29 protein-coding genes are annotated in these 24,955 nt (G+C 64.0%); 16 read left to right on the forward strand and 13 right to left on the reverse strand.

Annotation, left to right across the window (positions count from 1 at the left end; genetic code table 11):
* The first annotated feature begins 50 nt into the window (after window positions 1-50).
* A complete protein-coding gene (locus G4G71_RS09875; protein ID WP_169937200.1) occupies window positions 51-1,115 on the forward strand; it encodes a GGDEF domain-containing protein in 1,065 nt (354 codons plus the stop codon).
* On the opposite strand, the gene G4G71_RS09880 is transcribed toward G4G71_RS09875, so the two are convergent.
* Window positions 1,097-2,140, reverse strand: coding sequence for an acyltransferase family protein (locus tag G4G71_RS09880; protein ID WP_169937202.1), 1,044 nt, complete (start codon window positions 2,138-2,140; stop codon window positions 1,097-1,099). The genes G4G71_RS09875 and G4G71_RS09880 overlap by 19 nt on opposite strands.
* A gap of 87 nt (window positions 2,141-2,227) precedes the next feature.
* Window positions 2,228-3,412 (reverse strand): MFS transporter, encoded by a 1,185-nt coding sequence (locus tag G4G71_RS09885; protein ID WP_169937205.1) that lies wholly within the window; start codon window positions 3,410-3,412, stop codon window positions 2,228-2,230.
* Window positions 3,413-3,515: 103 nt separating this feature from the next.
* Between G4G71_RS09885 and G4G71_RS09890 the strand changes: the two genes are divergently transcribed.
* Entirely contained in the window at window positions 3,516-4,418 is a 903-nt protein-coding gene (locus G4G71_RS09890; protein WP_169937207.1) for a LysR family transcriptional regulator, read from the forward strand.
* A gap of 1 nt (window position 4,419) precedes the next feature.
* Here G4G71_RS09890 and G4G71_RS09895 read toward each other — a convergent pair whose 3' ends face one another.
* The gene (locus G4G71_RS09895) at window positions 4,420-4,932 is read right to left on the reverse strand and encodes an ankyrin repeat domain-containing protein (RefSeq protein WP_169937209.1); all 513 of its coding nucleotides are present in this window, start codon (window positions 4,930-4,932) and stop codon (window positions 4,420-4,422) included.
* A gap of 426 nt (window positions 4,933-5,358) precedes the next feature.
* On the opposite strand from G4G71_RS09895, the gene G4G71_RS09900 reads away from it, so the two are divergent.
* Genes G4G71_RS09900 through G4G71_RS09910 form a run of 3 tightly spaced genes read left to right on the forward strand, consistent with a single transcriptional unit; the run spans window position 5,359 to window position 7,324 of the window.
* Complete coding sequence (locus G4G71_RS09900) at window positions 5,359-6,480, forward strand: beta-ketoacyl-ACP synthase III (protein ID WP_169937211.1); 1,122 nt, start codon at window positions 5,359-5,361, stop codon at window positions 6,478-6,480.
* Window positions 6,481-6,482: 2 nt separating this feature from the next.
* Entirely contained in the window at window positions 6,483-7,091 is a 609-nt protein-coding gene (locus G4G71_RS09905) for an RNA polymerase sigma factor (protein ID WP_169937213.1), read from the forward strand.
* Entirely contained in the window at window positions 7,085-7,324 is a 240-nt protein-coding gene (locus G4G71_RS09910) for an anti-sigma factor family protein (protein WP_169937215.1), read from the forward strand. Before G4G71_RS09905 ends, G4G71_RS09910 begins: the two co-directional genes overlap by 7 nt.
* 105 nt (window positions 7,325-7,429) lie before the next feature.
* Here G4G71_RS09910 and G4G71_RS09915 read toward each other — a convergent pair whose 3' ends face one another.
* Window positions 7,430-8,350 carry a DedA family protein/thiosulfate sulfurtransferase GlpE gene (locus G4G71_RS09915; RefSeq protein ID WP_169937217.1) on the reverse strand — a complete coding sequence of 307 codons (921 nt, stop codon included), beginning with the start codon at window positions 8,348-8,350 and terminating at the stop codon, window positions 7,430-7,432.
* Window positions 8,351-8,649: 299 nt separating this feature from the next.
* Here G4G71_RS09915 and G4G71_RS09920 point away from each other — a divergent pair, with 299 nt between their 5' ends.
* A complete protein-coding gene (locus G4G71_RS09920; RefSeq protein WP_169937219.1) occupies window positions 8,650-9,966 on the forward strand; it encodes an OprO/OprP family phosphate-selective porin in 1,317 nt (438 codons plus the stop codon).
* Between the two features lie 195 nt (window positions 9,967-10,161).
* On the opposite strand, the gene G4G71_RS09925 is transcribed toward G4G71_RS09920, so the two are convergent.
* Window positions 10,162-10,626, reverse strand: coding sequence for a GNAT family N-acetyltransferase (locus G4G71_RS09925; RefSeq protein WP_169937221.1), 465 nt, complete (start codon window positions 10,624-10,626; stop codon window positions 10,162-10,164).
* Window positions 10,627-10,771: 145 nt separating this feature from the next.
* On the opposite strand from G4G71_RS09925, the gene G4G71_RS09930 reads away from it, so the two are divergent.
* The gene (locus tag G4G71_RS09930) at window positions 10,772-11,911 is read left to right on the forward strand and encodes an acyl-CoA dehydrogenase family protein (protein ID WP_169937223.1); all 1,140 of its coding nucleotides are present in this window, start codon (window positions 10,772-10,774) and stop codon (window positions 11,909-11,911) included.
* Between the two features lie 42 nt (window positions 11,912-11,953).
* The gene (locus G4G71_RS09935; RefSeq protein ID WP_169937225.1) at window positions 11,954-13,135 is read left to right on the forward strand and encodes a CaiB/BaiF CoA transferase family protein; all 1,182 of its coding nucleotides are present in this window, start codon (window positions 11,954-11,956) and stop codon (window positions 13,133-13,135) included.
* Window positions 13,136-13,141: 6 nt separating this feature from the next.
* On the opposite strand, the gene G4G71_RS09940 is transcribed toward G4G71_RS09935, so the two are convergent.
* The 3 genes from G4G71_RS09940 to G4G71_RS09950 all read right to left on the reverse strand — a co-directional run bounded on the left by G4G71_RS09940 (window position 13,142) and on the right by G4G71_RS09950 (window position 15,235).
* Window positions 13,142-13,639 carry a SprT family zinc-dependent metalloprotease gene (locus G4G71_RS09940; RefSeq protein ID WP_081515827.1) on the reverse strand — a complete coding sequence of 166 codons (498 nt, stop codon included), beginning with the start codon at window positions 13,637-13,639 and terminating at the stop codon, window positions 13,142-13,144.
* 242 nt (window positions 13,640-13,881) lie between these two features.
* Entirely contained in the window at window positions 13,882-14,478 is a 597-nt protein-coding gene (locus G4G71_RS09945; RefSeq protein WP_024764594.1) for a Yip1 family protein, read from the reverse strand.
* A gap of 160 nt (window positions 14,479-14,638) precedes the next feature.
* Window positions 14,639-15,235 (reverse strand): DNA-J related domain-containing protein, encoded by a 597-nt coding sequence (locus G4G71_RS09950; RefSeq protein ID WP_169937227.1) that lies wholly within the window; start codon window positions 15,233-15,235, stop codon window positions 14,639-14,641.
* Window positions 15,236-15,336: 101 nt separating this feature from the next.
* Here G4G71_RS09950 and ttcA point away from each other — a divergent pair, with 101 nt between their 5' ends.
* From ttcA to G4G71_RS09980, 6 genes are all read left to right on the forward strand, one after another.
* On the forward strand, window positions 15,337-16,164 hold the full coding sequence (ttcA, locus tag G4G71_RS09955) for a tRNA 2-thiocytidine(32) synthetase TtcA (protein ID WP_169937229.1): 828 nt from the start codon (window positions 15,337-15,339) through the stop codon (window positions 16,162-16,164).
* Between the two features lie 19 nt (window positions 16,165-16,183).
* Window positions 16,184-16,855, forward strand: a complete 672-nt coding sequence (locus G4G71_RS09960; protein WP_169937231.1) for a DNA-3-methyladenine glycosylase I — start codon at window positions 16,184-16,186, stop codon at window positions 16,853-16,855.
* Between the two features lie 28 nt (window positions 16,856-16,883).
* Window positions 16,884-17,648: an NAD-dependent deacylase gene (locus G4G71_RS09965; RefSeq protein ID WP_169937233.1), complete on the forward strand. Its 765-nt coding sequence runs from the start codon at window positions 16,884-16,886 to the stop codon at window positions 17,646-17,648.
* A gap of 69 nt (window positions 17,649-17,717) precedes the next feature.
* Window positions 17,718-18,344 (forward strand): C40 family peptidase, encoded by a 627-nt coding sequence (locus tag G4G71_RS09970; protein ID WP_169937236.1) that lies wholly within the window; start codon window positions 17,718-17,720, stop codon window positions 18,342-18,344.
* 80 nt (window positions 18,345-18,424) lie between these two features.
* Window positions 18,425-18,955, forward strand: coding sequence for a C40 family peptidase (locus G4G71_RS09975; protein ID WP_169937238.1), 531 nt, complete (start codon window positions 18,425-18,427; stop codon window positions 18,953-18,955).
* Between the two features lie 15 nt (window positions 18,956-18,970).
* Entirely contained in the window at window positions 18,971-19,633 is a 663-nt protein-coding gene (locus G4G71_RS09980) for a class I SAM-dependent methyltransferase (protein ID WP_169937240.1), read from the forward strand.
* A gap of 62 nt (window positions 19,634-19,695) precedes the next feature.
* Here the strand turns inward: G4G71_RS09980 and G4G71_RS09985 are convergent, their stop codons facing one another.
* The 5 genes from G4G71_RS09985 to G4G71_RS10005 all read right to left on the reverse strand — a co-directional run bounded on the left by G4G71_RS09985 (window position 19,696) and on the right by G4G71_RS10005 (window position 23,877).
* Window positions 19,696-20,394 (reverse strand): pirin family protein, encoded by a 699-nt coding sequence (locus tag G4G71_RS09985; protein WP_169937243.1) that lies wholly within the window; start codon window positions 20,392-20,394, stop codon window positions 19,696-19,698.
* A gap of 126 nt (window positions 20,395-20,520) precedes the next feature.
* Entirely contained in the window at window positions 20,521-21,288 is a 768-nt protein-coding gene (tcyN, locus tag G4G71_RS09990; protein ID WP_169937244.1) for an L-cystine ABC transporter ATP-binding protein TcyN, read from the reverse strand.
* Window positions 21,285-21,956, reverse strand: a complete 672-nt coding sequence (gene tcyL, locus G4G71_RS09995) for a cystine ABC transporter permease (protein ID WP_024764585.1) — start codon at window positions 21,954-21,956, stop codon at window positions 21,285-21,287. Before tcyL ends, tcyN begins: the two co-directional genes overlap by 4 nt.
* On the reverse strand, window positions 21,956-22,756 hold the full coding sequence (tcyJ, locus tag G4G71_RS10000; RefSeq protein WP_169937246.1) for a cystine ABC transporter substrate-binding protein: 801 nt from the start codon (window positions 22,754-22,756) through the stop codon (window positions 21,956-21,958). Before tcyJ ends, tcyL begins: the two co-directional genes overlap by 1 nt.
* A gap of 119 nt (window positions 22,757-22,875) precedes the next feature.
* Window positions 22,876-23,877: a D-cysteine desulfhydrase gene (locus G4G71_RS10005; protein ID WP_169937248.1), complete on the reverse strand. Its 1,002-nt coding sequence runs from the start codon at window positions 23,875-23,877 to the stop codon at window positions 22,876-22,878.
* 104 nt (window positions 23,878-23,981) lie between these two features.
* Here G4G71_RS10005 and G4G71_RS29925 point away from each other — a divergent pair, with 104 nt between their 5' ends.
* Window positions 23,982-24,566 carry a hypothetical protein gene (locus tag G4G71_RS29925; RefSeq protein ID WP_240964895.1) on the forward strand — a complete coding sequence of 195 codons (585 nt, stop codon included), beginning with the start codon at window positions 23,982-23,984 and terminating at the stop codon, window positions 24,564-24,566.
* Between the two features lie 119 nt (window positions 24,567-24,685).
* A complete protein-coding gene (locus G4G71_RS10015; RefSeq protein ID WP_169937251.1) occupies window positions 24,686-24,892 on the forward strand; it encodes a hypothetical protein in 207 nt (68 codons plus the stop codon).
* Window positions 24,893-24,955 lie beyond the last annotated feature (63 nt).

Genomic DNA, 24,955 nt, shown 5'->3' on the forward strand with positions numbered 1-24,955 from the left:
CGCCGCCATCGAGGCCGACCCGCCGGGCGGTTGAGCCAAGGAGCAGGGCGATGCACCGCAACAGCGATCCCGACCATCTGTTCGAGTCCAGCGCCGGACCGACCGGCCTGGAGGAAGCAGACCATCGTCTGCTGATGCGGTTGATCTTTACCTGTACCGGCGCGACGCTGGGATTGTTCTCGATTCTCCAGTGCTTCGCCGGCAACTACTGGCTGGCCGGCGCCGAACTGGCCACCTGTGGCCTGCTGCTGTGGGCCACGCAGCGGCTCAAGCGGGTAACGCGCCTGGTGCCCTGGATCATCGCCTACCTGCTGCCGACCTTCTGCTTCATCCTCTACATCATCATCATGCCCAACGCTTCGGCATCGGCCTTCGTCTGGGTCTACCTGATGCCGGTGATGGCTTACCTGCTGCTGGGCAAGTGGCGCGGCTTCCTGCTCGCCGTGCCGTTCATGCTGATCGCCACGGTGATGTACCTGCACGCCAATCGCTTGCGCCTGGATGCCCCGGGCCTGATCGACATCGGCAATGGCATCTTCTGTGGCGTGCTGGTGATCGCCTTCATGCACGTGTACGAGGAACGTCGCGCCGCCGCCTACAAGCAGCTGCGGAACCTGGCGCTGACCGACGCACTGACTGGCGTGGCCAGCCGCGAGAGTTTTCAGCGTGCGTTGCGTCGTTGCATCCAGGAGGCGGCGCGGTACGAGACGCGCCTGGTGCTGGTGGTGCTGGACGTCGACCACTTCAAGAACATCAACGACCAGTGGGGCCACGACGCCGGAGACAAGGCCCTGCAGCACCTGTGCAGTCGCCTGCGCCACCGCCTGCGCGCCACCGACCTGATCGGCCGGCTGGGCGGCGAGGAGTTCGGCCTGTTGCTGCCCTTCACCGACCGCTTCGACGCCAGGCCGCTGGTGGAATCCCTGCGCCGGGATATCGACGAGGCGCCGCTGATGTACCACGGCCAGCGTATCCCGATTTCAGCCACTTTCGGCCTCGCCGAATGGCCGGGCGACGGGCTGGATGCGGACGAACTCTACCGCTGCACTGACCGTCGCCTGTATCGCGGCAAGGCCGAGGGGCGCAACCGTCTGGTCTACAGCGATCCGGTCTGAGCGCGCCTGGCGGCCAGCGGCTCGGCCAGGCGGGCATAGGCCGTGCGCACCTGGCGGGCCATCTTCCGTTCAACCCATTCGTAGCTCAGCCAGGACAGCAACAGGATGGCTGGTACGCTGATGCCCAGCGTCTGGTAGGGCGTCAGGCCCAGCCGTTCATGCAGCCAGTACGCGGCCAGCCAGAGCACGATCACGTGCAGCAGGTAGACCGAATAGGACCAGTCGCCCAGCGCATGCAGCACCCGGTTGCGCTCGAACAGCGGTTCCAGCGCCACGCAGGCGGCGAGCAGTGCGGCGGCGGGCAGGCCCCAGGTCAGCAGGCGCCAGGGATGGTCGGCAGGGAACAGCGCGATGGTCGTCACTGCCATGGCGGCTGTCGCCAGCGCCAGCGGTCGCGGCCAGTTCAGCCAGCCACGCCGGTACAGCGCCGCGAGGCACAGGCCGAGGAGGAACTCGAAGATGATCGGGTTGCGATAGAAGTTGCTGACCCATGGCTCGCGCGCCAGCACCTGCGCCACCAGCAGCACCAGTGCGGTCACCAGCCAGGGACGCCAGCGTTCGGCGACCAGGAAGGAGAGGGCGAACAGGCCGTAGAAGAGCATCTCGAAGTTCAGCGTCCAGCCCACCGGTAGCACCGGATACTTGCCGAAGCCGCCGGGGTTCTCGCTGGGGATGAACAGCATGGACAGCAGCAGCGACTTGCCGCCGACGCCGTAGACCGGCATCACATCGGCGAAGGCGTAGATGATCAGCGCGGTGATCGCCGTGTACAGCCAGTAGGCCGGGGCGACGCGGGCCAGGCGCTGGACCAGGAAAGTCAGCGGCGACATCGGCCGGCCGGCGCTGGAAAGGTGGATCACGAAGCCGCTGAGGACGAAGAAGATGTCGACGCCGACCTGGCCGCGGGTGGAGAGCAATCTGCCGCCGAGGCTGTCGGCGCGGAAATCGAAGAACACCTGCATGAAGTGATGGAACACCACCAGCCAGGCGGCCAGTGCCCGCAGTGCCTGAAGCGAAACCAGCATGGGTGGGCGAGCCCTCCGTCTGTGGGAAAAGAAAAGGGGCGCGACAGTGCGCGCCCCTTTCCTCGACAGTGCGGATTCGCCGATCGTTCACCGGGCCTGCTGGACGGTGCCCGCCGGCAACGCCGGTTCGCGCTCCAGGCGCAGGCAGATCAGCGCCGTGGCGATGGCTGCGAGCGGCAGCAGGGCGCCGACCCAGGGCAGTGCGGCGAGGCCTGGGCCGTGGTCGATGGTCATGCCGCCGAGCCAGGCACCCAGGGCATTGCCCAGGTTGAATGCGGCGATGTTGAAGCTGGCCGCCACGCTCTGGCCGGCGCCATGGGCTTTCTCCAGCACCCACATCTGCAGCGGTGGCACGGTGGCGAAGCCGGCAGCGCCGAGCAGGGCAATGAAGATGACCACGGCGACCTGGTTCTGCAACGCAAAGCTCATCAACCCCATGACCACTGCCAGTGCCACCAGGCTGCCAAGCAGGGCCGGGACCAGCTTGCGGTCGGCCAGCTTGCCGCCGAGCAGGTTGCCCAGCACCAGCCCGCCGCCGAACACCAGCAGCACCGGCGACACGGCGCTCTCGGAGAAACCGGCGAGGCGGGTCAGCAGCGGCGACACATAGCTGAACACGGTGAACACGCCGCCGAAACCGAGCACGGTGGTCAGCAGGCCAAGCAGCACGGCCGGGCGCTTCAGCACGCGGAAGTCGTCGCGCAGGTTGCCGGCCGCCGGCGGGGCGCCGTTGCGCGGCAGGTAGATCGCCAGGATCGCCAGGGCCAGCACACCGATGCCGGTCACCACCCAGAAGGCCGCACGCCAGCCGTACAGTTGGCCGAGCCAGGTGCCCAGCGGGACGCCGAGGATGGTGGCGACGGTCAGGCCGGTGAACATCAGGGCGATGGCCGAGGCACGGCGTTCGGCCGGCACCAGGCTGGTGGCGACCACCGAGCCGACGCCGAAGAAGGTGCCGTGGGCGAAGGAGGTCAGCACCCGCGCCGCCATCAGCGTGGCGTAGTCCGGTGCCAGGGCACAGGCCAGGTTGCCGAGGGTGAAGATCACCATCAGTCCCAGCAGCGTGCGGCGCTGCGGCCAGCGCGCGGTAAGGGCGGTGAGCAGCGGCGCGCCGAGCACCACGCCCAGGGCGTAGCCGGAGATCAGCAGGCCGGCAGCGGAGATCGACACGCCGAAGTCCTGGCCGACCTCCAGCAGCAATCCCATGATCACGAATTCGGTAACGCCGATGCCAAAGGCACCGGCGGTCAAGGCATACAAGGCAATGGGCACGATGGCTCTCCCTGGTGATTCGTAGAATGGGCGCCACCTTATCCCCGCGCGTATTGCTGATATAGACTGCCTTTGAGCAAATCACCTGTGAATTGAATTCAACATGGCGCGCCCTGACGTCAACCGCTTCGGCGAAATGGAAGTCTTCATCCGCGTGGTGGAAACCGGCGGTTTCACTGCCGCCGCGCAGCAGTGCGGGATGACACCCTCGGCGGTGAGCAAGCTGGTGGCGCGCCTGGAGGATCGCCTCGGCGCGCGGCTGTTCAACCGTTCAACCCGACGCCAGCAGCTCACGGCCGAGGGCGCGGCCTTCTACGAGCGCAGCCTGCGCATCCTCGCCGACCTGGACGAAGCTGAGCGCGAAGCCTCAGCCAGCGCCGAGCCCCAGGGCCGGGTACGCATCAGTTGCAACCTGCCGGTGGGGCGGCAGTTCCTCATTCCGGCGCTGCCGCTGTTCTTCGGGCGCTACCCCGGCGTCAGCCTGGACCTGCAACTGACCGACGAAGTGGTGGACCTGCTGGAAGTGCGTGCGGATGTCGCCGTACGCAGCGGGCCGCTGCGGGATTCGCGGCTGGTGGCGCGTTCATTGGGCGAGTCCGGACACAAGATTGTCGCCGCACCCGAGTATCTGGCGCGGCACGGAACGCCGCAGCATCCGCGTGAGCTGGGTGAATACAACTGCCTGGGCTTCAGCTACCGGCGCGTCGAGCCGGACTGGCCATTCCTCGGCAAGCCGGCGGATGTCCCCGAGCCCAGCGGCAACCTGCTGGCCAGCGACGGTGACAGCGTGCGCCACCTGGCTTTGGCGGGACTAGGGCTGGCGCGGTTGGCGGAGTTTCAGGTGCGCGGGGATCTTGCTGCCGGACGGCTGGTGGAGGTGCTGGCGGACTTCAACCCCGGCGATCGCAAGCCCATGCATGCGCTCTACCTGGGCAAGCCGGGGCACTTGCCCGCACGGGTACGCGCGGTGCTCGACTTCCTCGCCGAGCACGTGCGCATCGACTGACTCAGGCGGCTTCGAGCAGCGCCAGGGTGTCGGTTGCGCCCATCATTCTGGCCGCGGCCAGCGGAGTCAGGCCGCTGGCATCGCGGGCCTCACGGTTGGCGCCGTGTTCCAGCAGGCAGCGGACGATCTCCGGGCGGTTGAACATCGCGGCCATCATCAGTGCGGTCTTGCCGTCGGGGGAGGCGCCTTCCACCTGGGCGCCGCGGCCGAGCAGCAGGCGGACCATCTCCAGGTCGCCCTTGAAGGCGGCGCCGGCCAGCGGTGTCTGGCCTGCATTGTTGCGCAGGTCCGGGTCGGCGCCGTGCTCCAGCAGCACGGCCACGGTGTCGTGGTGGCCGTAGTAGCTGGCCAGCATCAGCAGGCTGTCGCCCTTGTGGTTGCGCAGGTTGGCCGGCAGGCCCTGGCCCAGCAGGCTGGCCAGGCGCTCGGTGTCGCCCTGGCGGGCCAGGTCGATCACCTGGTTGGCGAATTCCAGCGTCTGTTCGTCCATTTCCGGGCGGTTCGCAGCATTCATCCTGAAGTCTCCTTGGCAAATTCGGGAATGATTCGCAGGATAAGGATCCGCGCGCTCTGGCGCGCTAACGCGGTGCCTATGGTGCCGGTGGAAAAAATCAATCCCTTGCTTCAAGGCAGGCATGGCGTGATTTGCGTCTGTAATCTTGCGTAAATGCCGTCCTCGCACGGCGGCTTTTCGGCGAATTTTGCAGCATAATCAGCGACCAGCGGTTGCACCTGAGGTGAAACCGCAAACCGCCGGGCGGGCAAAGGTGCCGCCCCGGCAAGGGAGTGGCACACTGCCCGGTTGCAGGGATTGCCATCCCAGAGGCTTCGCGCAGGGCGCGCAAGCCCATGAATATTCGGTGCCGGCCAATGCGCGGGCACCTTGCTGCCTAACCCAGCCGCCCGGCCCGGCGGCTTTGAGAAATTAAGAGGATTGACCGTGCATAAAGTCGTGATCAGCGGAACCGGCCTGTATACCCCGCCGTTCAGCATCTCCAACGATGAACTGGTGGAATCCTTCAACAGCTACGTCCGCAGCTACAACGACCAGCACGCAGAGGCTATCGCCAAGGGCGAAGTGGAAGCGCTCTCCGAGTCCAGCTCGGCGTTCATCGAGAAGGCTTCGGGCATCAAGAGCCGCTTCGTGGTGAACAAGGAAGGCATCCTCGATCCGCAGCGCATGGCACCGCGCATTCCGGAACGCTCCAACGAAGACTGGGGCATCCTCTGCGAAATGGCCACCGCCGCCGCCAAACAGGCCCTGGAACGCGCCGGCCGCAAGCCCGAGGACATCGACGGGGTGATCGTCGCCTGCTCCAACCTGCAGCGCGCCTATCCGGCCGTGGCTATCGAAGTGCAGGCCGCGCTGGGCATCCAGGGCTTCGGCTACGACATGAACGTCGCCTGCTCCTCGGCCACCTTCGGCATCCAGGCTGCGGTGAACAGCGTGCAGCTGGGCCAGGCCCGCGCGATCCTGATGGTCAACCCGGAAATCTGCACCGGCCACCTGAATTTCCGCGACCGCGACAGCCACTTCATCTTCGGTGACGCCGCTACCGCCGTGATCATCGAGCGCGCCGACCAGGCCACCAGCAAACACCAGTTCGACGTGGTCAGCACCAAGCTGCTGACCCAGTTCTCCAACAACATCCGCAACAACTTCGGCTTCCTCAACCGCGCGGCGGAAGAGGGCATCGGCACTCGCGACAAGCTGTTCGTGCAGGAAGGCCGCAAGGTGTTCAAGGACGTCTGCCCGATGGTGGCCGAGCTGATCGGCGAGCACCTGGCGCAGAACGACATCCCGGTCAGCGACGTGAAGCGCTTCTGGCTGCACCAGGCCAACCTGAACATGAACCTGCTGATCACCCGCAAGCTGATCGGCCGCGACGCCGAGCCGCACGAGGCACCGGTGATCCTCGACACCTACGCCAACACCAGTTCGGCCGGTTCTGTGATTGCCCTGCACAAGTACCAGGACGACCTGCCCGCCGGCTCCATCGGCGTGCTGAGCTCCTTCGGCGCCGGTTACTCCATCGGCAGCGTGATCCTGCGCAAGCGCTGATCGTGCCCGCTGACGACAACGAGCTGTTGTCGCGCCTGCTGGCCGGTGACCAGCAGGCCTTCCGCACCCTGGTAGCCGCCTACCAGGGCGCGATGCGCGCCGTGGCCATCGCAATCGTCGGCGGTGCCCATGCTGATGAGGTGGTGCAGGACGCCTGGCTTGCCGCCGTGCGCAACCTCGATGGCTTCCAGGGCCGCTCCAGCCTCAAGACCTGGCTGCTGACCATCACTGCCAACACCGCCAAATCCCGCCTGCGCAAGGTTCGTCGCGACGTTTCGCTGGACGACCTGCCCGCGCCCCACGGCAGCATCGACGAAAACCGCTTCGCCGCCGACGGCCACTGGAGCCCGGCACCGCTGGCGTGGCACGAGGACTCCCCCGAAGCGCTGCTGGCCGAGGACGAGCTGCGCCAATGCCTGGAAAAGACCCTGCTCAGCCTCTCCGAACTGCAGCGCAGCGTGTTGCTGCTGCGTGAGCGCCAGGGCCTGGAACTGGACGATATCTGTAATCTGCTGGAGGTTTCGCTCTCCAATGCCAGGGTGCTGCTGCATCGTGCGCGGCTGAAGGTGTTCGCCACCGTGGAGCACTTCGAGGAGACCGGGGAATGCTGACTTGCAAGGAACTGGTGGCCCGCTCCAGCGACCTGCTGGACGAACAGCTGGGCTGGCGCGAAAAGCTCGCGTTGCGCCGGCACCTGCTGCTGTGCCGCCACTGCCGGCGCTATCTGCGGCAGATGCGTCTGACCCAGGCGACATTGCGCCTGCTACCAGAACCGCCTCGCCCGGACTCGGAGCGCCTGGCAGATCATCTCGCCGAGCTTCGCCGGGACAGCGCGCGACGCTGATCGTTAGCTCACTCCTACGCTGGCGATTGGCGTAGGAGCGGATTTATCCGCGATTTCTTCACGGCGGATGCCTATCGCGGACGGAGTCCGCTCCTACGCCAGGTTTCAGATCTGCGCCGGAATCTGCGCCCGCCACGCATCCAATCCACCTGACAGGGCCCACGTACGCGGGTGTCCGAACGCCTGCAGCCGCTCCGCCAGCATCGCTGCGGAAAGCTCGTGGGGGCAGGCGCAATAGATCACCACTTCCTTGTCCTCCAGGCTGTCGCGCAGCTCGTCCAGAGCCCCGTCCAGGCTGAAGGCGATGGAGCCGGGAATCGCCTCGTCATCGAATTGCGCGCGCACATCGAGGATCAGCGGCGGCTCGCCGGCGTCCAGGCGTGCGCGCAACTCATCGACGCTGATGCGTGGAATCCGCGCGGTGCGCTTGAGCAGGCTGAAGCGTTGCCAGAGCTTCCAGGCAATGAACAGCGCGAAGGCGCCCAGCAGCACCGCTACACCAAGGCTCGCGTACTCGGTGAGCCAACCCAGGACACGGTCCACGGCATCGCTGAAGATGCTCCCGAGCATCAGCGCGGAACCAGCCCAGAGCGCCGCTCCTGCGCAGTCATAGGCGAGAAAGCGCGGCAGCGGCGTGCGGGTCATGCCGGCCATGGTGGTGGTCAGCGCGCTGGCACCGGGGAGGAATCGCGAGATCAGCAGCGCCCGCGGCCCGATGCGCAGGTACAGGCTCTGGCTCTGACGGATGCAGCTGTCAGGCGACAGCGAAACTTTGCACACGCTGCGCAGCATGAAGCCGCCGTAACGTCGCCCGGCGCTGAACCAGATCAAATCGGCAATCAGGCAGGCGCACACGGCCACGGCCAGCGCCTGCCCCAATGGAACACCGCTGCCTTGCAGGGCAAGAGCACCGGCGACGATCAACGCCGGATAGGCGGGAATCGGCAAGCCGAGTTGTTCCAGCAGGACGTTGAAGAACAGCAGGGTCAGGCCGTGCTGCTGGATCAAGGGTTGCAGTTCGTGCATGGGCAAACCTGAAGGCGCTGTCTTTCAGAAGTGAAGTCGGAGCATACCGCCAAAGGGGCCGACAGAAACGGCTGAAAGCCTAGTCGGGCATGGCCCTGAGCCTTTATGCCATAAGGAAATCAAAAGTTCCTTTGTAATAAAAGTTTTATCTACGAGCAACCGATCTGAAATAACCCCTCGCCAAGATTCCCAGCAACACAAACGGGGGCCGCCAGAACGGCCTGTGCGAGTCCTTGGGGGGCGCGCAGCAGCCAGGCACTCGGCGTGTTCAACGCAAATACCATTAAGGGGAATCTTCGATGATCCGTAAGCACTTCGCCGGTTACGCCGCCACTGCTCTGGCACTGGCCGTTTCCGCCCAGGCTTTCGCAGGCACAGTCACCACCGATGGCGCCGATATCGTGATCAAGACCAAAGGCGGTCTTGAAGTTGGCACCACCGACAAGGAATTCAGCTTCAAGCTCGGTGGCCGTCTGCAAGCGGATTACAGCCGCTTCGATGGTTTCTACACCAAGAACGGCAACAACGGTGACGGCGCCTACTTCCGCCGCGCCTACCTGGAACTGGGCGGCACTGTCTACAAAGACTGGAAATACCAGATCAACTACGACATGTCCCACAACTCCGGTAACGCTGACAACGGCTACTTCGACGAGGCTTCCTTCAGCTACACCGGCTTCAGCCCGGTAACCCTGAAGTTCGGCCGCTTCGACCCGGACTTCGGTCTGGAAAAAGCCACCAGCTCCAAGTGGGTCACCGCCACCGAGCGTACCTCCGCCTACGAACTGGCTGACTGGATCAACACCCACCAGGACGGCATGGGTGCCCAGGTTGGCGGCGTCGTCGCCAACATGGCTTACCTGGACGCCGGCGTATACGCCAAGGACGCCGACGACACCGACGGCGACAGCGTCAAGCAGTTCAACTTCCGTGGCGTGTTCGCTCCGCTGAACACCGACGGCAACGTCCTGCACATCGGTGTGGACTACGCCTACCGTGACCTGGACGACGTGGCCTTCGACTCCCGCATCCGTCCGCGTCTGGGCATGCGTGGTATCGCCACCAACGGCGGTAACGACGCTGGCGACAACGGCAACCGCGCTACCTTCGGCGGCGCCACCCTGAGCCCTGCCGGTTCCTACAAGGACGACTCCACCTGGGGCGCTGAATTCGCCTACGCCATCGGCCCGTTCTCCGCTCAGGCCGAATACCTGAAGCGCAAGCTGAAGGCCGATGCCGATGCCTTCCAGGACATCAAGGCTGACGGCTACTACGGCCAACTGGCTTACACCATCACCGGTGAATCCCGCGTGTACAAGCTCGATGGCGCCAAGTTCGACACCATCAAGCCGTCCAACAAGGAAATCGGTGCCTGGGAAGTCTTCTACCGTTACGACCACATCAAGGTCGATGACCCGAACGTGGTTGTGGCTACCGCTACCCGTGACGTCGGCGACACCAAGGCCAGCACCAACACCATCGGTGTGAACTGGTACGCCAACGAAGCCGTGAAGGTGTCCCTGGACTACGTTCACGTCAGCACCGACGGCATCCGCAACGCCAACGGCGACGACGACGGCAACGGTGTCGTAACCCGTCTGCAGTACGTGTTCTAAGAACTACAGCTCTACCGTTTGACTCCTTTGTGTGAACCCCCGCCTCGGCGGGGGTTTTTTTATGGGAGTCGGAAAATTACTTGCCCATGAACGCCGGCCTCTTGCGGGTGCAGGAGCGGATTTATCCGCGATCGGGTGAGCCCGGCACGGCGGCCAGCCATCGCGGACGGAGTCCGCTCCTACGCGCAGGCCGGTTCAGCGGAGCAAGGGGCCCGCCGGGCGCCGGCGGAATTCGAACTCGAGCAGTTCATCGAACGGATTGCCCATTTCCAGCCGCGTCCAGCCCAGCCTGATGAGGAAGGCCAGCGCCCCCAGGTTGTCCGGCCTCACGCTGGCGCGCCACAAGGGGCTGCTCTGCAGTTCCGCTCGGCTCATCACCAGCGCCATCACCGCGCGCCCAACGCCAGAGCCGCGCAGCTCCGGGCGGACGGCGAGATCGGTGACGAAATAGTACGGGTGCTCGGGGTTTGGCAGGCAGATACCCACTACCGCCACCAGAAGGTCGCCGCGCAGGATGCTGTACAGGACTCTGTCCGGAGTGTTCAGCAGCTGTTCCAGCCAGTCACGGTCCATCGGGCCAAGCTGCGCAAAGAGCACGGGGTCGGCGAACCAGCTTTCGTACGGAGGGAAGTCTTCCGCCTGGAAAGGGCGAATCTGCATGCGGGCGCTCTCCGGTGCAGCTTTGGGAAGTTTCACACTCGCATCTGCTGGGCGATTGCGTCAATCGACCCTGAGCGCTCGCGTCATTGAGGCCGCGCGCGGCCAGCACCTACCCTGCGGGCACTCAACCCACCGGGAGTCGATCATGCTGCGCAATCACTTCGAGACCGAACACAACCTGTTTCGCGATGCATTCCGTTCCTTCCTCGACAAGGAAGTGGTGCCCCACCAGGAAGAATGGGAAGAAGCCGGCGTGGTGGACCGCAGCGTCTGGCGCAAGGCAGGTGAGATGGGCTTCCTGCTGCCCTGGGCGGAGGAAGAGTACGGCGGAACTGCCCTGAAGGATTTCCGCTACGAACAGATCATGTGTGAGGAACTGGCCGCCATCAACGAGCCGGGCTTCATGATCCCGCTGCACTCGGCGCTGTGCGGCCCCTACATTGCCGAATACGGCAACGCTGAGCAGAAGGCTCGCTGGCTGCCCGGGATCATCCGTGGCGAGAGCATCCTCGCGGTGGCGATGACCGAGCCTTCCGCTGGCTCCGACCTGGCCGGCATGCGCACTACGGCGGTGGACAAGGGCGATCACTATGTCCTCAACGGCTCCAAGGTGTTCATCTCCAACGGGCTGCTGGCGGACCTGGTCATAGTCGCGGCCAAGACTGATCCGGCGAACAAGCACGCCATGGGCCTGTTCGTGGTCGAGCGCGGCATGCAGGGCTTCGAGCGCGGGCGCAACCTGAAGAAGCTGGGCATGAAGAGCCAGGACACCGCGGAGCTGTTCTTCAACGACGTGAAGGTGCCCAAGGAAAACCTGCTGGGCGATGCCAAGGGCGGCTTCTTCTACCTGATGAACATGCTGGCGCAGGAACGACTGACCAACGCCTGCGGCGCGGTGGCCGGCGCCGAGGCGGCACTCAATGCGACCGTCGACTACGTGAAGGAGCGCAAAGCCTTCGATCGCCCGATCGCGCACTTCCAGAACACCCGCTTCAAGCTCGCCGAGATGCGTACGCAGATCGACGTGGCGCAGGTCTTCACCGACCGCTGCGTGATGGACCACAACCAGAAGAAGCTCACCCCCGAAGTAGCCGCCGAAGCCAAGCTGTTCACCACCGAGCTGCTCTGCAAGGTGGTCGATGAAGGCGTGCAACTGCACGGCGGCTGGGGTTACATGTGGGAGTATCCGATCTGCAAGATGTACGCGAACGCGCGCATCCAGCGCATCTTCGCCGGTACTTCGGAGATCATGAAAGAGATTATCAGCCGCGGCATGAAGCTCTGAGGCGCGGCGCCCACGCATCGATTGAGCGAAACAGGAGTGCCCATGAACGGCCCGCTCGCTTCCCTGAAGATCCTCGACTTCTCCACCCTGTTGCCGGGGCCGTTCGCCTCGTTGCTGCTGGCCGACATGGGCGCCCAGGTGCTGCGCGTGGAGTCGCCCTCGCGCATGGACCTGGTACGCGTTCTGCCGCCGCACGTGGACGGTACATCCGCCAGCCACGCCTACCTCAACCGCAACAAACGCTGTATCGCGCTGGATCTCAAGCAGGCCGAGGCGGTGGAAGTGGTGAAGCAATTGGTGCAGGAATACGACATCGTGCTGGAGCAATTCCGCCCCGGCGTGATGGGCAAGCTCGGCGTCGGTTACGAGGCGCTCAAGGCGATCAACCCGAAGCTGATCTACGTATCGATCACCGGCTACGGCCAGACCGGGCCGCTGCGCGACCGTGCCGGGCATGACATCAACTACCTGGCCCTGGCCGGCGTGGCCAGCTACACCGGCCGCCGCGAGACCGGCCCATTGCCGCTGGGCGTGCAACTGGCGGACATCGGCGGTGGTTCGCTGCATGGCGTGATGGGCCTGCTGGCGGCAGTCATCCATCGGCAACAGTCGGGCGAGGGGCAGCAGGTCGACGTGAGCATGACCGACTGCGCCTTCAGCCTGCACGGTATGGCGGGGGCCGGCTATCTCGCGGCGGGAGTGGAGCCGGAGATGGAAGGCCTCGCGCTCAACGGTGGCAGCTTCTACGACTACTACCGCACCCGCGATGGCCGCTGGTTCTCGGTGGGCAGCCTGGAGCCGCAGTTCATGCAACAGTTCTGCGCCGCCATCGGCCGCCCGGAGCTGGCCGCGCGCGGGCTTTCGCCCAAGCCGGAGGAGCAGCAGGCGCTCAAGCGCGAAATCGCCATCGCTTTCGAGAAGCAGGATTTCGCCCACTGGCAGGAGCGTTTTGCCGCGCTGGACGCCTGTGTCGAGCCGATGCTGTCCCTGGCCGAGGCGGTGGAGCATCCGCAGTTGCGTGAACGGGGTGTGGTCACGCAGGTGCCCAACGGCAAGGGCGGGGCGCAACGGCAGGCGGCATGCCCGATCCGTTTCTCCGCCGGCCTACCCGAGCCACGCCACATCGGCGCTGCGCTGGGAGCGCACACGGCAGAGGTGATGGCGGAGCTGGGCTACACCGACGAGCAGGTCGCAGCGCTCAAGGCGGCGAAGGTCATCGCCTGAGTCGTATCACTCGCGGCGCGTTTCGCCGGTGAAGATCAGCGTCGCGCGACAGCGCCGGCAATAGTAGCGGCGGCCCTGGGCAACCAGGTTGTGGCGCTGGGACGAGAAGGGGAATTCATTGCCCTCGCCGCAGTGGCAGCGATACAGGTAGCGAGTGGCGCGGCGGCGCTTGATCTCGTAGGTGTGGCAGCGGTCCGGCGGCAAGCCGTAGATGCCGCGCATGATCAGTTGCCACTCCTCGCCGTGGGGGCGAATGCGCGGACCGAACATCTGGTGGGCGATCAAGTGCGCCACTTCATGGGCCACGGTCTGCTGCAGGAAGTGTTCGTGGTTTTCCCGGTACAACTGCGGGTTGAAACGCAGCAGGTTTTCATCCAGGTGGGCGACGCCGGCCTTCTGGCCGCGTAGCCGGAAGCTCACTTCCGGGCGGGGAAAGCGCCGCTGGAAGAAGGCTTCGGCCTGCTGGTAGCAGGCTTCGACGCGAGCGTTGAGCTGTTCAGGCATACAGTGGTTCTCCGACGGGGCAAGATTATGCCGCAGTCGGCGCGCCGGTGGAGGATTTCTCGCGGCCGCTCGTCCGGGGTGCAGCTTCAGGCAAGTCGGACGAGTTTCAGGCAAGTGCCGCTCTCTGCAGGAGCGAGCTTGCTCGCGAACCCCGTCAGGAGGTGAAGCCGACGCCTCGCTCCTGCGAAGAGCCAAAAAGAAACCGGGCCACAAGGGCCCGGTTTCTTTTGCAGAGAGTGGAATCAGGTGTATTCCGGGCCGACGCCGCTGCCCCAGAGGATGACCGACAGGGCCATCATCGCCACCAGCACCACCAGTCCTACCGCCAGCACGGAGCTGGAGAACAGGAAACCTTCATCCTTGGGAATGTTCATGAAGGTTGGGATGCCGACATAGAGCAGGTAGACGGTGTAGCAGATCGCGGCGGTGCCGATGATCATGCCCAGCCACAGGTGCGGATAGAGCGCCGCCAGGCCGCCGATGAACAGCGGAGTCGCGGTGTACGCAGCGAAGACGATGCATTGGGTCAGCGATGGCGACGCGTCGTACGTACGAGCCATCCAGTGGATGAAGGCGCCCATCACGGCGACGCCGGCGAGCATGGCGATGTAAGTCATGATGGTCAGCTGGATCGCGCTGGCGGCCGTCAGCTTGACCGGTCCCGCATTGCCCAATACCCAGCCGACCTGCGTGGTGCCGATGTAGGCGGAAATGACCGGGATGGCAGCGAGGATCAGGACGTGGGTGAGGTACATGTGGCTGATGGATTCTTCTTCGCCACGGATGTCCTGCCATTCCTGATCGGGATGGGTGAAGAGCCCCCACACATGATGGATCATGTCAGCATTCTCCTCTTCTTATAGAAGGTCGCCCCCCAGCGAGGCGCCGAGTACGCGTAGCCAGCGTCATCCGGTGCCCGGCCGACCTATGCGACCTTAAGTCGCAGTATAGGAATGCCTGCAGGCCACGTCGTCCGTGGGTTTAGAGCAAATGGAAGTTTCACGGGCGGCTGTAATAGCGCTCCAGTATTTCCATCGCCTTGTTGATCGACTGCAATCGCGTGGTGCTGCCACCGCGATCAGGGTGGTGCTGGCTCACCAGTTGGCGGTAGCGCAGCTTGATCAGCGCGTAGTCCACCGGGCCGTCTTCCAGCTCGAAGAGTGCCAATGCCGCGGCTTTTTCCTCGTTGCCCTGCATGCGCGTCCAGAAGCTTTCCAGCAACTTCTCCACATCGCGCTCGGTGGTTTCCTTCAGATGTTTTTCATCGAGGTAATAGGCGCGCAGCGCGTCCTGTTCGCCGAGAGCCTGCACACCCTGCATATAAGGAGAGAGGCGAATCTGCAGCGGGCCGATCTCCAGGTGCGCAGCGCCTTCTTCCCAGAGCCGGTCGCGCAGTCGATACAGCGCGTTGAACACCATGAAATGGGTACGGAACAGCACCAGCTTGTCGGTCAGCGGAAGGCTGGGCACGCGAGTGGAGTGCCGAGCCTTCAATTGCTGGATCAGCTGGAATTCGGAGATTCCTTCAGGCGCTTCCCGTAGCAACTGCAGGAGTTGGTCCGTCAGGTCGAGGGAAGGATCGAGATCGGGCATCATGCTGTCAGATTAGCAGTAGCCCGATAGAGGGGCTGGGGTACGCGTCGCTTTGCGCGTAAAATGACCGGCTTTTCGTCTTGCCCTTCGGATTCCAGAGCACCATGGCCAGCACCCTTTCGGTCAACCAGAACAAACTGCAGAAACGCCTGCGCCGCCAGGTTGGCGAAGCGGTCACCGACTTCAACATGATCGAGGACGGCGACAAGGTGATGGTTTGCCTGTCCGGCGGCAAGGACAGCTACACCCTGCTTGACATCCTGCTGTACCTGCAGAAGGTCGCCCCGATCCAGTTCGAGATCGTCGCGGTGAACATGGACCAGAAGCAGCCCGGCTTCCCCGAGCACGTGTTGCCGGCGTACCTGGAGTCCATCGGGGTTCAGTATCACATCATCGAGAAGGACACCTACTCGGTGGTGAAGGAGAAGATCCCGGAGGGCAAGACCACCTGCTCGCTGTGCTCGCGCCTGCGCCGTGGCACCCTTTATACGTACGCCGACGAGATCGGTGCGACCAAGATGGCGCTGGGGCACCACCGCGACGACATCCTGGAAACCTTCTTCCTCAATATGTTCTACGGCGGCACCCTCAAGGCCATGCCGCCCAAGCTCCTCTCCGACGACGGCCGCAACGTGGTGATCCGCCCGCTGGCGTACTGCAACGAGAAGGACATCGAAGCCTATTCGGTGCTCAAGGAATTCCCGATCATCCCTTGCAACCTCTGCGGCTCCCAGGAAAACCTGCAGCGCCAGGTGGTCAAGGAAATGCTGCTGGACTGGGAACGCAAGTCGCCGGGGCGCACCGAGATCATGTTCCGCGCCCTGCAGAACGTGGTGCCGTCGCAACTGGCGGACCGCAACCTGTTCGACTTCAACAGCCTGCGCATCGACGAGAGTGCCACCCCGCGCTTCCTCGACGTAATGAACCTGTAAGACCTCGCAAGGACGCCTGATGCGCGATTACCAGTGGCTGCACGAATACTGCCTGAACCGCTTTGGCTCGGTCGAGGCGCTGGAAGCACGCTTGCCCCAGGCCAGGTCGCCGGCCGAACTGGTGGCGGTCGGCGATGATCGCTACCTGTCGCTGATCAGCCTGCGCATCTTCCGCGCTGGGCTCAAGCACAGCCTGGTGGACGCCAAGTGGCCGGCCTTCGAGGGGGTCTTCTTCGGTTTTGATCCGGAGAAGGTCGTGCTGATGGGCGGCGAGCGCCTGGAAAACCTGATGCAGGACGCCCGGCTGATTCGTCACCTGGGCAAGCTCAAGAGTGTGCCGCGCAACGCCCAGTTCGTCCTGGACATTGCTCGCGAATACGGCAGCTTCGGCACACTGCTGGCCAGTTGGCCGTCCAGCGATATCGTCGGTCTCTGGAAGCTGCTGGCCAAGCGTGGCAGCCAATTGGGTGGCATGTCTGCGCCGCGCTTCCTGCGCATGGCTGGCAAGGACACGTTCGTCCTCGGCGACGATGTGGTTGCCGCGCTCAAGGCTCAGGAAATCGTCGACAAGGCTCCCACCAGCCAGAAGGATCTGGCGTTGGTGCAGGCTGCCTTTAATCAATGGCAGGAACAAAGCGGCCGTCCGCTGTGCCAGATTTCCATGATGCTGGCTTTCACGGTCAACCACTGATACGCGGTCCCGCCGCGGAGGAGGGCGCATGGACTCGGCGATCGAACGCACTGGCGCAGCGCTGGCTCGCACAGAACGTATCCTGGTGATTACCGGCGCCGGGCTCTCGGCCGACTCCGGGATGCCCACCTATCGCGGCCTGGGCGGTCTGTACAACGGCCGGACCGCGGAAGGCGTGCCGATCGAAGTAGCGATCTCCGGGCCGATGCTGCAGAAGGATCCGGCGCTGTGCTGGAAGTATCTGGCGGAACTGGGCAAGGCCTGCCTGGGCGCGCAGCCCAACGCTGGCCATGAGGCCATCGCGGAGTTGCAGAGGCTCAAGCCGGAGTGCTGGGTGCTCACCCAGAACATCGATGGTTTCCATCGGCGCGCCGGGTCGCCGGCCGAGCGACTGATCGAGATCCATGGCGAACTGGCGCCGCTGTACTGCCAGTCGTGTGGGCTGGAAAGCGCAGAGCTGGCAGGGCATCTGGATGGCCCGCTACCGCCGAAGTGCACGCGCTGTGCGGGCGTGCTGCGCCCGCCGGTAGTGCTGTTCGAGGAGATGTTGCCGGAAGAGGCCATCGATACGCTCTATGCGCAACTGCGCAAGGGATTCGATGCCGTTCTGCTGGTAGGAACCACTGCGAGCTTCCCGTACATCATCGAGCCCGTGCTGCGCACGCGGGAGGCTGGAGGCTTCACCGCCGAGGTGAATCCGGGGCTGACCGACCTGAGTTCGGTGGTCGAAGAAAGAATGGTGGGTCGAGCCTTAGACATTATGCCACGCCTGCTGAGTCACATTCCGCGATAAAAAACTTGCATTGCCCCCATTGAGCGGGCAAATTAGCCCGCTAATAAATGGAGCTAATGAGACACGGTCGTGCCCATGCTTAAACGCTTAGCACCCCTCGTGCCCATGAGTTTCGTTCTGCTGCTGGCAGCTTGCGCCAGCCATTCGCCGGAATCGCAGCCGAACCAGGTCGCTTCAGTGCCTGCCACTCGAGCAGCGTTCCAGGTAAATCAGCACAACATAGCGCTGATGAATGAGTCGCAGGACGAGGGGGCCAAAAACGATAACGGCAGTTCGACTGCCCATGTATCCGACATTCTGGACCGCGCGTTCTCGCTGATCGGTACTCCGTACCGCTTTGGTGGGAAATCGGAGCGGACCGGCTTCGACTGCAGCGGCTTCGTGGGCTATCTGTTCCGCGAAGAAGCAGGCATCAGCCTGCCGCGCTCCACGCGTGAGATGATCAACATGGACGTCCCGCTGGTCTCGAAAGAAGACCTGCAGCCGGGCGACCTGATCTTCTTCAACAACCGTGGTCGCGGCCGAGTCAGCCATGCCGGCATCTACATCGGTGACGGACAGTTCATCCACTCCGCCAGCCGCCGTGGCGGTGGCGTGCGAGTGGATAGCCTGGACGAGAGCTACTGGCGCCTGAGCTACATGGAAGCCAAGCGCGTGCTCGAGCCGGGTTACGAGCCGAAGACGGTGATACGCTAAACTTAAAGTTTTACTTTAAGTATTGCGCTCAAGTCACTGTTGGTACAAAGTGATGGCACTCCTTGACGGGATGCCATCACATGCTCGTTCTTCAGCGCATCGTTCTCCTCGCTTTTCTCGCCTCGCTGGCCGCCTGCGCCAGCCGCACTCCTCCTGCGCCGCCTCCCGTAGTGCGCGCTAACGTAGCTCCCGTCTACAACACCCAGGCTGCCGACGATGTTCTGATTCGTGCCATTGGCCTGGTCGGCACTCCGTATCGCTGGGGCGGTAACACGCCGGATAGCGGATTCGATTGCAGCGGCCTGATCGGCTATGTCTACCGCGATGCCACCGGCCTGATGCTCCCGCGCTCCACCCGCGAGATGATCACCATGCGCGCGCCCACCGTTGGCCGCGAGTCCCTGCAGAGCGGCGACCTGGTGTTCTTCGCCACCAGTGGTGGACGTGGCGTCAGCCATGCGGGTATCTATGTCGGAGAAGGGCGCTTCGTTCATGCACCCAGAACGGGCGGGACCGTGCGCCTGGACAGCCTCGACAGCACCTATTGGCAGAAAGCCTTCCTGGAAGCCAAGCGTGTCCTCGCCGTGCAGAGCCTCGCCCTCCATCCCTGATACTCAGGAGGGCTCATGACTACCCGCACGCTGAACCTCGACGACTCGCTTTATCAGTACCTGCTCGACGTTTCCCTGCGCGATTCGCCGGTGAAGGCACGATTGCGCGCCGAGACTGCCAGGTTGCCGATGTCCCGTTGGCAGGTCGCTCCGGAGCAAGGGCAGTTCCTCGCGCTGCTGGTCGGGCTGACCGGCGCGAAACGAATCCTCGAGATCGGCACCTTCACCGGCTACAGCGCCCTGTGCATGGCCGAGGCGCTGCCCGAGGGCGGCCATATCCTCTGCTGCGACCTGCCCGGTGAGTACAACGACATAGCGCGCAGCTACTGGCACGACGCAGGCGTCGACTCGCGCATCGAACTGCGGCTAGGACCTGCGTTGGCCACGCTGGAAGCCCTGGTGGCCGGCGACCTGCAAGGCAGCTTCGACCTGGTCTTCATCGATGCCGACAAGTCCAACTATCCCATTTACCTGGAGCGCGCCCTGAACTTGGTGCGCGAAGGCGGCCTGGTGGTCTTCGACAACGTACTGTGGAGTGGACGAGTGTTGGAGGCCAACCCGGAGAGTGCGGATACCCGCGCGATCCAGCAACTCAACCTGGCCTTGAAAGTGGATGAGCGAGTGGACTATTCGCTGGTGCCGATTGGCGATGGCATGAGCCTCTGCCGAAAGCGTTGAAAAACCTTGGGCGAAAAAAAGGCACGCCGGGAGGCGTGCCTTTTTCGTTACTGCGGCCTGGGTCAGGCAACATCCACCAGAATCACCTCGCTGTCTTCGAGCGCGGTGACCTTCACCACGGTCTCATCGGCGATGGCGGCGCCATCGCGGGCCAGCAGTTCGACGCCGTTGACCTCGACCTTGCCAACTGCCGGCACCAGGTAGGCGCGGCGGCCGTTGCCCAGTTCATACTCGGCAGTCTGGCCGGCCTTCAGTGTGGCGGCGACCAGGCGGCCTTCGGCGCGGATGCGCAGGGCGTCGGCGTCGTTTTCATAGCCGCTGGCCAGGGTCACGAAGCGTCCGGTGCGGTCGCCCTTCGGGAAGGGTTTGGCGCCCCAGGACGGCGTGCCGCCGCGTACCGAAGGAATGATCCAGATCTGGAAGATCTTGGTGACATCCTTCTCCAGGTTGTACTCGGAGTGCACGATGCCCGAGCCGGCGCTCATTACCTGCACGTCACCCGCTTCGGTGCGGCCCTTGTTGCCCAGGCTGTCCTGGTGGGTGATCGCGCCCTGGCGGACGTAGGTGATGATTTCCATCTCGCGGTGCGGGTGCGGCGGGAAGCCGGTGCCAGCAGCGATTTCGTCATCGTTCCAGACGCGGAGGTTGCCCCAGTCCATGCGCTCGGCGTCGTAGTACTCGGCGAAGGAGAAGTGGTGCTTGGCGTTGAGCCAGCCGTGGTTGGCGCCGCCAAGTTGCTGGAAGGGTCTGCGTTCGATCATGACTTAGTCCTCGTGGGGCGCGGCTGGCCGGTGGGCCAGTCCGCGCGGTTCATGGGACTATCTTCTCTCGCATATGATCGATAAAAAAGCGCAAATATCGGCAGATATTAATCGATTAATTCGATTCTACTCGGCGGTGCGCTTGTCGCCCTGATCGAGGAATTTGCTGAGGAACTGGCGGGTGCGCTCTTCCTTCGGATGGGCAAACAGCGCCTTGGCATCGCCCTGTTCGACGATCACTCCCTTGTCGATGAAGATCGCCCGGTTGGCGACGTCACGGGCGAAGCTCATCTCGTGGGTGACGATGACCATGGTGCGCTTTTCCTGGGCCAGGCCGCGGATGGTCGCCAGGACCTCGCCGACCAGCTCCGGGTCCAGCGCCGAAGTCGGTTCGTCGAAGAGGATCACGTCCGGCTGCATGGCCAGGGCGCGGGCGATGGCGACGCGCTGCTGCTGCCCGCCAGAGAGGCGCTTGGGATAGGAGTCTTCCTTGCCGGCCAGCCCGACCTTCGCCAGCAACTGGCGGGCGCGCTCGATGGCCTGGGCGCGCGGCTCCTTCTTCACGATGATCGGGCCTTCCACCACGTTCTCCAGCGCGGTGCGGTGGGGGAACAGGTTGAAGTTCTGGAAGACGAAGCCCACGTGCTGGCGCAGCTTGCGGATCAGCCCCTGCTGGCCGCTGAGCGGCCGCGAGGCGTCGATGAGGATGTCGCCGACCTGGATGGTCCCGCCGTTGGGCACCTCCAGCAGGTTCAGGCAGCGCAGCAGGGTGGTCTTGCCCGAGCCGCTGGGGCCGATGATCGCGACCACTTCGCCGGGCTGGACGGTCAGGTCGATGCCCTTGAGCACCTCCTGGCCGCGGAACTGCTTGGTCAGCTGGCGGACTTCGATCATGCGTCTTGCTCCCGGTCATGTCGGTTGACCCGGTCTTCCAGGCGATTCTGCAGGTGCGACAGGATGCTCGCGAGGATCCAGTAGATCAGCGCCGCGGCGAGGTACATGGTGAAGACCTCGAAGGTGCGCGCGGTGATCAACTGGGCCTGGCGGAACAGTTCCGGGACCTGGATGGTCGCGGCCAGGGCGGTGTCCTTGACCAGCGAGATGAAGCTGTTGCCCAGCGGCGGCAGTGCGGTGCGCGCGGCCTGCGGCAGGATCACCCGGCGCAGGGTTTCGGCGCGGGTCATGCCGATACTGGCGGCGGCTTCCCACTGGCCCTTGTCGATGGAGCCGATGGCGGCACGGAGGATTTCGCAGACATAGGCGGCCATGTTCAGCGAAAAGCCGATCAGCGCCGCCGGCAGCGGGTCGAGTTCGATGCCGGCCTGGGGCAGGCCGTAATAGATCATGAACAGCTGGACCAGCAACGGCGTGCCGCGGAAGAACGACACGTAGATGCGCGCCAGCCAGCGCACGGCAGTGAATCCGTACAGGCGCATCAGCGCCAGTACGAACCCCAGCAGTAGTCCGAAAAACATGCCGCCTACGCTGAGGACTACCGTGAAGATCGCGCCCTTGAGCAGGAAGGGCGCGGAATCCAGCGCAAGCTGCAGGCTTTCTTCAATCATTGGGTGACGTCAGCCTGGAACCATTTCTCCGAGAGTTTCTTCAGCGTGCCGTCGGCGCGGAATTTCTCGATGGCCTTGTTCAGCGCCGCGAGCAATTCGGGGTTGCCCTTGCGCAGGGCGATGCCGGCTTCCTGGCGAGCGAAGGGCGCGCCGGTCAGGGCCATGGCGCCCTTGGTCTTGTTGACCATGTCGAAGGCGGCCAGGCGGTCCACCAGGATCACGTCGATGCGGCCGCTGCGCAGGTCCTGGAATTTGGTCGGGTCGTCCTCGTAAGTACGCACGTCGGCTTGCGGCACATGCTCGCGCAGCCATTGCTCGTAGTTGGTGCCCAGGCCCACGCCGACTTTCACCCCGGCGAGTTTTTCCGGCGCGTCGTACTTGCCCTCGTCACCCTTGCGCACCAGCGCCTGGATGCCGGAAACGGTGTAGGCATCGGAGAAGTCGTACTTCTTCTTGCGCTCTTCGGAAATGGTCACCTGGTTGATCACCAGGTCCAGGCGCTTGGATTCCAGCGCGGCGAGGATGCCGTCCCACTTGGTCGGCTGCAGCTTGGCGGTGACGCCCAGTTCCTTGGCGATCAGCTCGGAGAAGTCCACTTCGAAACCGGCGAGCTTGCCGTTTTCGTCCTGGAAGCTGAAGGGTGGGTAGGTGCCTTCCAGGCCCACGCGGACCTGGCCTTTTTCCTTGATCTGGGCGAGCAGGTCATCGGCGGCCTGAGCCTGACCGAAGAGGCCAGCGCCAAGGGTGAGGGTCAGGCTGGCAAGCAGGAAATGACGTCGCAGTGCGGAGAAGGTCATGGTGGTCCCCGTTTTTGGTGTTTTAAGCAGGTTAGTCAACGCGTGGCGACTATAGGGTCGGAATCGTTATGCAATAAAATAATAAAAAATTACATGCCTAGTTCTGGTTGGCATGTAGGTCAAGTCGCCGAATGATAGGCGAACAATGCCGGCGAACCGCCGGTGTGCAGGAACAGGATAGGCCCAGGTTTTACGAAGCGATCCCGGCGGATGCCGTCGAGCAATCCCGCCATCGCCTTGCCGGTGTACACGGGGTCCAGCAACAGGCCTTCCTGGCTCGCCAGCAGGCGAATCGCATCGAGCGTTCCGGCATTGGGTTCGCCGTAGCGCGGGCCGAAGTACTGGTCCCACAAGTGTACGGTCGGCACTGCCTGCGTTTCGTGGCCGAGCAGTTGCAGCGTGCGCTCAACCAGTCCTTCCACCTTCGGCCGCTGTGCCGCGTCTGTGCGCGAGACGGTTACGCCGATCACGTCCAGTTGCGGCAGTGCATCGGCCAGTGCGATCGCAAGACCGGCATGGGTACCGGCGCTTCCCGAGGCGAGCACGACGGCGGAGAACTCCTGGCCGCTGGCCCGAACCTGCTCGGCCAGCTCCAGCCCGGCGCGTACGTAGCCCAGGGCGCCCAGCGCGTTGGAGCCGCCAATGGGCACAATGTAAGGCTTGCGACCCTCGCGGCGCAGGCGTTCACCGGTTTGTGCCAGCAACTCGTCCGCGGTATCGAGATTGGGCACGAGTTCGACTTCGGTGCCAAACAGGTCGAGCAACAGGCGATTGCCGTTGCTCAGGTAATTGCGGTCCTCGGTGCCGATCGGGTTTTCCAGCAGCGCCACGCAGCGCAGGCCGAGCTTCGCTGCGACGGCGGCGGTCTGGCGTACGTGGTTGGACTGGATCGCGCCGGCGGTGACCAGCGTATCGGCGCCGGCCTTCAGCGCATCGGCGGCGAGGAATTCCAGCTTGCGCACCTTGTTGCCGCCCAGGGCGAAGGGTGTGGTGTCGTCACGTTTCACATACAGCTCGCGGCCCAGTGATGTGGACAGCCGCTCCAGCTTGTCCAGCGGCGTCGGGCCGCCGGCCAGGTCGAGGCGGGGGAAGCGGGCGAGGGCTTCGCGAAGGGCGCTCATGAAGGATTCTCGGTATGGCAGTGGATTCGTCACGATAGAGCGCGGAAAGTCCTCTCGCAATCTGCCGAGCGGCCGCTTGACGCCGGGCTGCACGGGAATATCGCGTGACGATCCGCCATCTCGCCATGGGAATCTCCGGAGGCTGTGAATCAATGTGCGGACAGCGGCTCGGCGAACCGCTACGCTCCATGCTCAGATCCGGAGTCTTCAACCGGGCGATAACGAAAACAGGAAAACCAGGGCGGGAAATCCAAATGACTTCAGCTGTACTTTCGCGCGCTTCGCTGCGTCGCTGCTCGCTTCAGCTATTGGGTGCCATTGCCCTGTTGCTGGGGCTGAGCACGCCCGCGCTGGCCGACCGCGTGATTCCTGCGGGGATGATGGTCGGCTTCGTCGACAGCGCTGTGTATCCGGTGATCACCCTCAAGCGCCCCCGGCCGAGCCTGCTGCGTCAGGTCATGACGCTGGGGCTGTACAAGAGGACCGTCAGCTATCCATTGTCCGTTTCGGTGCGTATCCGTGACGAGAACAACCGATTCATGGTCTACGGCCTGTTACCCAACATCACTGGCAAATTCGTCGGCATCAAGGTCGGCCTGGACAGTCGCATCAGCCAGATATGGGTGCTTACCGAGCGGGAAGCGACAGAGTATGTAACCCGTCCGGGAACCCTCTTCCCACCGAGCTGACAGACAATTTGCAGGCTACGCCTTGCCGCTCGCGAGATTCCTCCGAGCGGACTGCAGCCGGGAAGGCTGTGCTTCGGCTATCATGTGCGCCGATCAAACTCTTTCTATCCGGTTACCCCATGACGTCCTCCCAGCAGCCGCCGCGCGACGAAAACGCGGACAACACCCAGGAACAACCTTCGCTCTCCCTGGCCGAACTGGCCAAGGCTGCGCTTGCTGCGCAAAAGCAGGCCGCGTCCGCCTATCAGCACCGCAAGGCCCACGACAAGGCGGAACTCCGTCCGCCGCACCCGCGCGGCTCGCGTCGCTCGATGGGCAAGCGCTGAGGCAGCCTCTCGTCAGAAACATCGTCAGCCAGCACTCTTGCGGGGGCGCTGGCTGAACTGCGG

Source organism: Pseudomonas multiresinivorans (genome assembly GCF_012971725.1).
Taxonomy (GTDB): domain Bacteria; phylum Pseudomonadota; class Gammaproteobacteria; order Pseudomonadales; family Pseudomonadaceae; genus Pseudomonas; species Pseudomonas multiresinivorans.

Bases quoted from the DNA above. Each gene is read 5' to 3' on its own strand.
- G4G71_RS09895 (WP_169937209.1), bottom strand. From the start codon at position 4,932: ATGAATGCTGCGAACCGCCCGGAAATGGACGAACAGACGCTGGAATTC.
- G4G71_RS10005 (WP_169937248.1), bottom strand. From the start codon at position 23,877: ATGAGCGCCCTTCGCGAAGCCCTCGCCCGCTTCCCCCGCCTCGACCTG.
- G4G71_RS09880 (WP_169937202.1), bottom strand. From the start codon at position 2,140: ATGCTGGTTTCGCTTCAGGCACTGCGGGCACTGGCCGCCTGGCTGGTG.
- G4G71_RS09875 (WP_169937200.1), top strand. From the start codon at position 51: ATGCACCGCAACAGCGATCCCGACCATCTGTTCGAGTCCAGCGCCGGA.
- G4G71_RS09945 (WP_024764594.1), bottom strand. From the start codon at position 14,478: ATGATCCATCATGTGTGGGGGCTCTTCACCCATCCCGATCAGGAATGG.
- G4G71_RS09930 (WP_169937223.1), top strand. From the start codon at position 10,772: ATGCTGCGCAATCACTTCGAGACCGAACACAACCTGTTTCGCGATGCA.
- G4G71_RS09915 (WP_169937217.1), bottom strand. From the start codon at position 8,350: ATGCACGAACTGCAACCCTTGATCCAGCAGCACGGCCTGACCCTGCTG.
- G4G71_RS09980 (WP_169937240.1), top strand. From the start codon at position 18,971: ATGACTACCCGCACGCTGAACCTCGACGACTCGCTTTATCAGTACCTG.
- G4G71_RS09975 (WP_169937238.1), top strand. From the start codon at position 18,425: ATGCTCGTTCTTCAGCGCATCGTTCTCCTCGCTTTTCTCGCCTCGCTG.
- G4G71_RS09940 (WP_081515827.1), bottom strand. From the start codon at position 13,639: ATGCCTGAACAGCTCAACGCTCGCGTCGAAGCCTGCTACCAGCAGGCC.
- G4G71_RS09960 (WP_169937231.1), top strand. From the start codon at position 16,184: ATGCGCGATTACCAGTGGCTGCACGAATACTGCCTGAACCGCTTTGGC.
- G4G71_RS09910 (WP_169937215.1), top strand. From the start codon at position 7,085: ATGCTGACTTGCAAGGAACTGGTGGCCCGCTCCAGCGACCTGCTGGAC.
- G4G71_RS09890 (WP_169937207.1), top strand. From the start codon at position 3,516: ATGGCGCGCCCTGACGTCAACCGCTTCGGCGAAATGGAAGTCTTCATC.
- G4G71_RS09925 (WP_169937221.1), bottom strand. From the start codon at position 10,626: ATGCAGATTCGCCCTTTCCAGGCGGAAGACTTCCCTCCGTACGAAAGC.
- G4G71_RS09950 (WP_169937227.1), bottom strand. From the start codon at position 15,235: ATGATGCCCGATCTCGATCCTTCCCTCGACCTGACGGACCAACTCCTG.
- G4G71_RS10015 (WP_169937251.1), top strand. From the start codon at position 24,686: ATGACGTCCTCCCAGCAGCCGCCGCGCGACGAAAACGCGGACAACACC.
- G4G71_RS09985 (WP_169937243.1), bottom strand. From the start codon at position 20,394: ATGATCGAACGCAGACCCTTCCAGCAACTTGGCGGCGCCAACCACGGC.
- tcyJ (WP_169937246.1), bottom strand. From the start codon at position 22,756: ATGACCTTCTCCGCACTGCGACGTCATTTCCTGCTTGCCAGCCTGACC.
- G4G71_RS09965 (WP_169937233.1), top strand. From the start codon at position 16,884: ATGGACTCGGCGATCGAACGCACTGGCGCAGCGCTGGCTCGCACAGAA.
- G4G71_RS09920 (WP_169937219.1), top strand. From the start codon at position 8,650: ATGATCCGTAAGCACTTCGCCGGTTACGCCGCCACTGCTCTGGCACTG.
- G4G71_RS09935 (WP_169937225.1), top strand. From the start codon at position 11,954: ATGAACGGCCCGCTCGCTTCCCTGAAGATCCTCGACTTCTCCACCCTG.
- ttcA (WP_169937229.1), top strand. From the start codon at position 15,337: ATGGCCAGCACCCTTTCGGTCAACCAGAACAAACTGCAGAAACGCCTG.
- tcyN (WP_169937244.1), bottom strand. From the start codon at position 21,288: ATGATCGAAGTCCGCCAGCTGACCAAGCAGTTCCGCGGCCAGGAGGTG.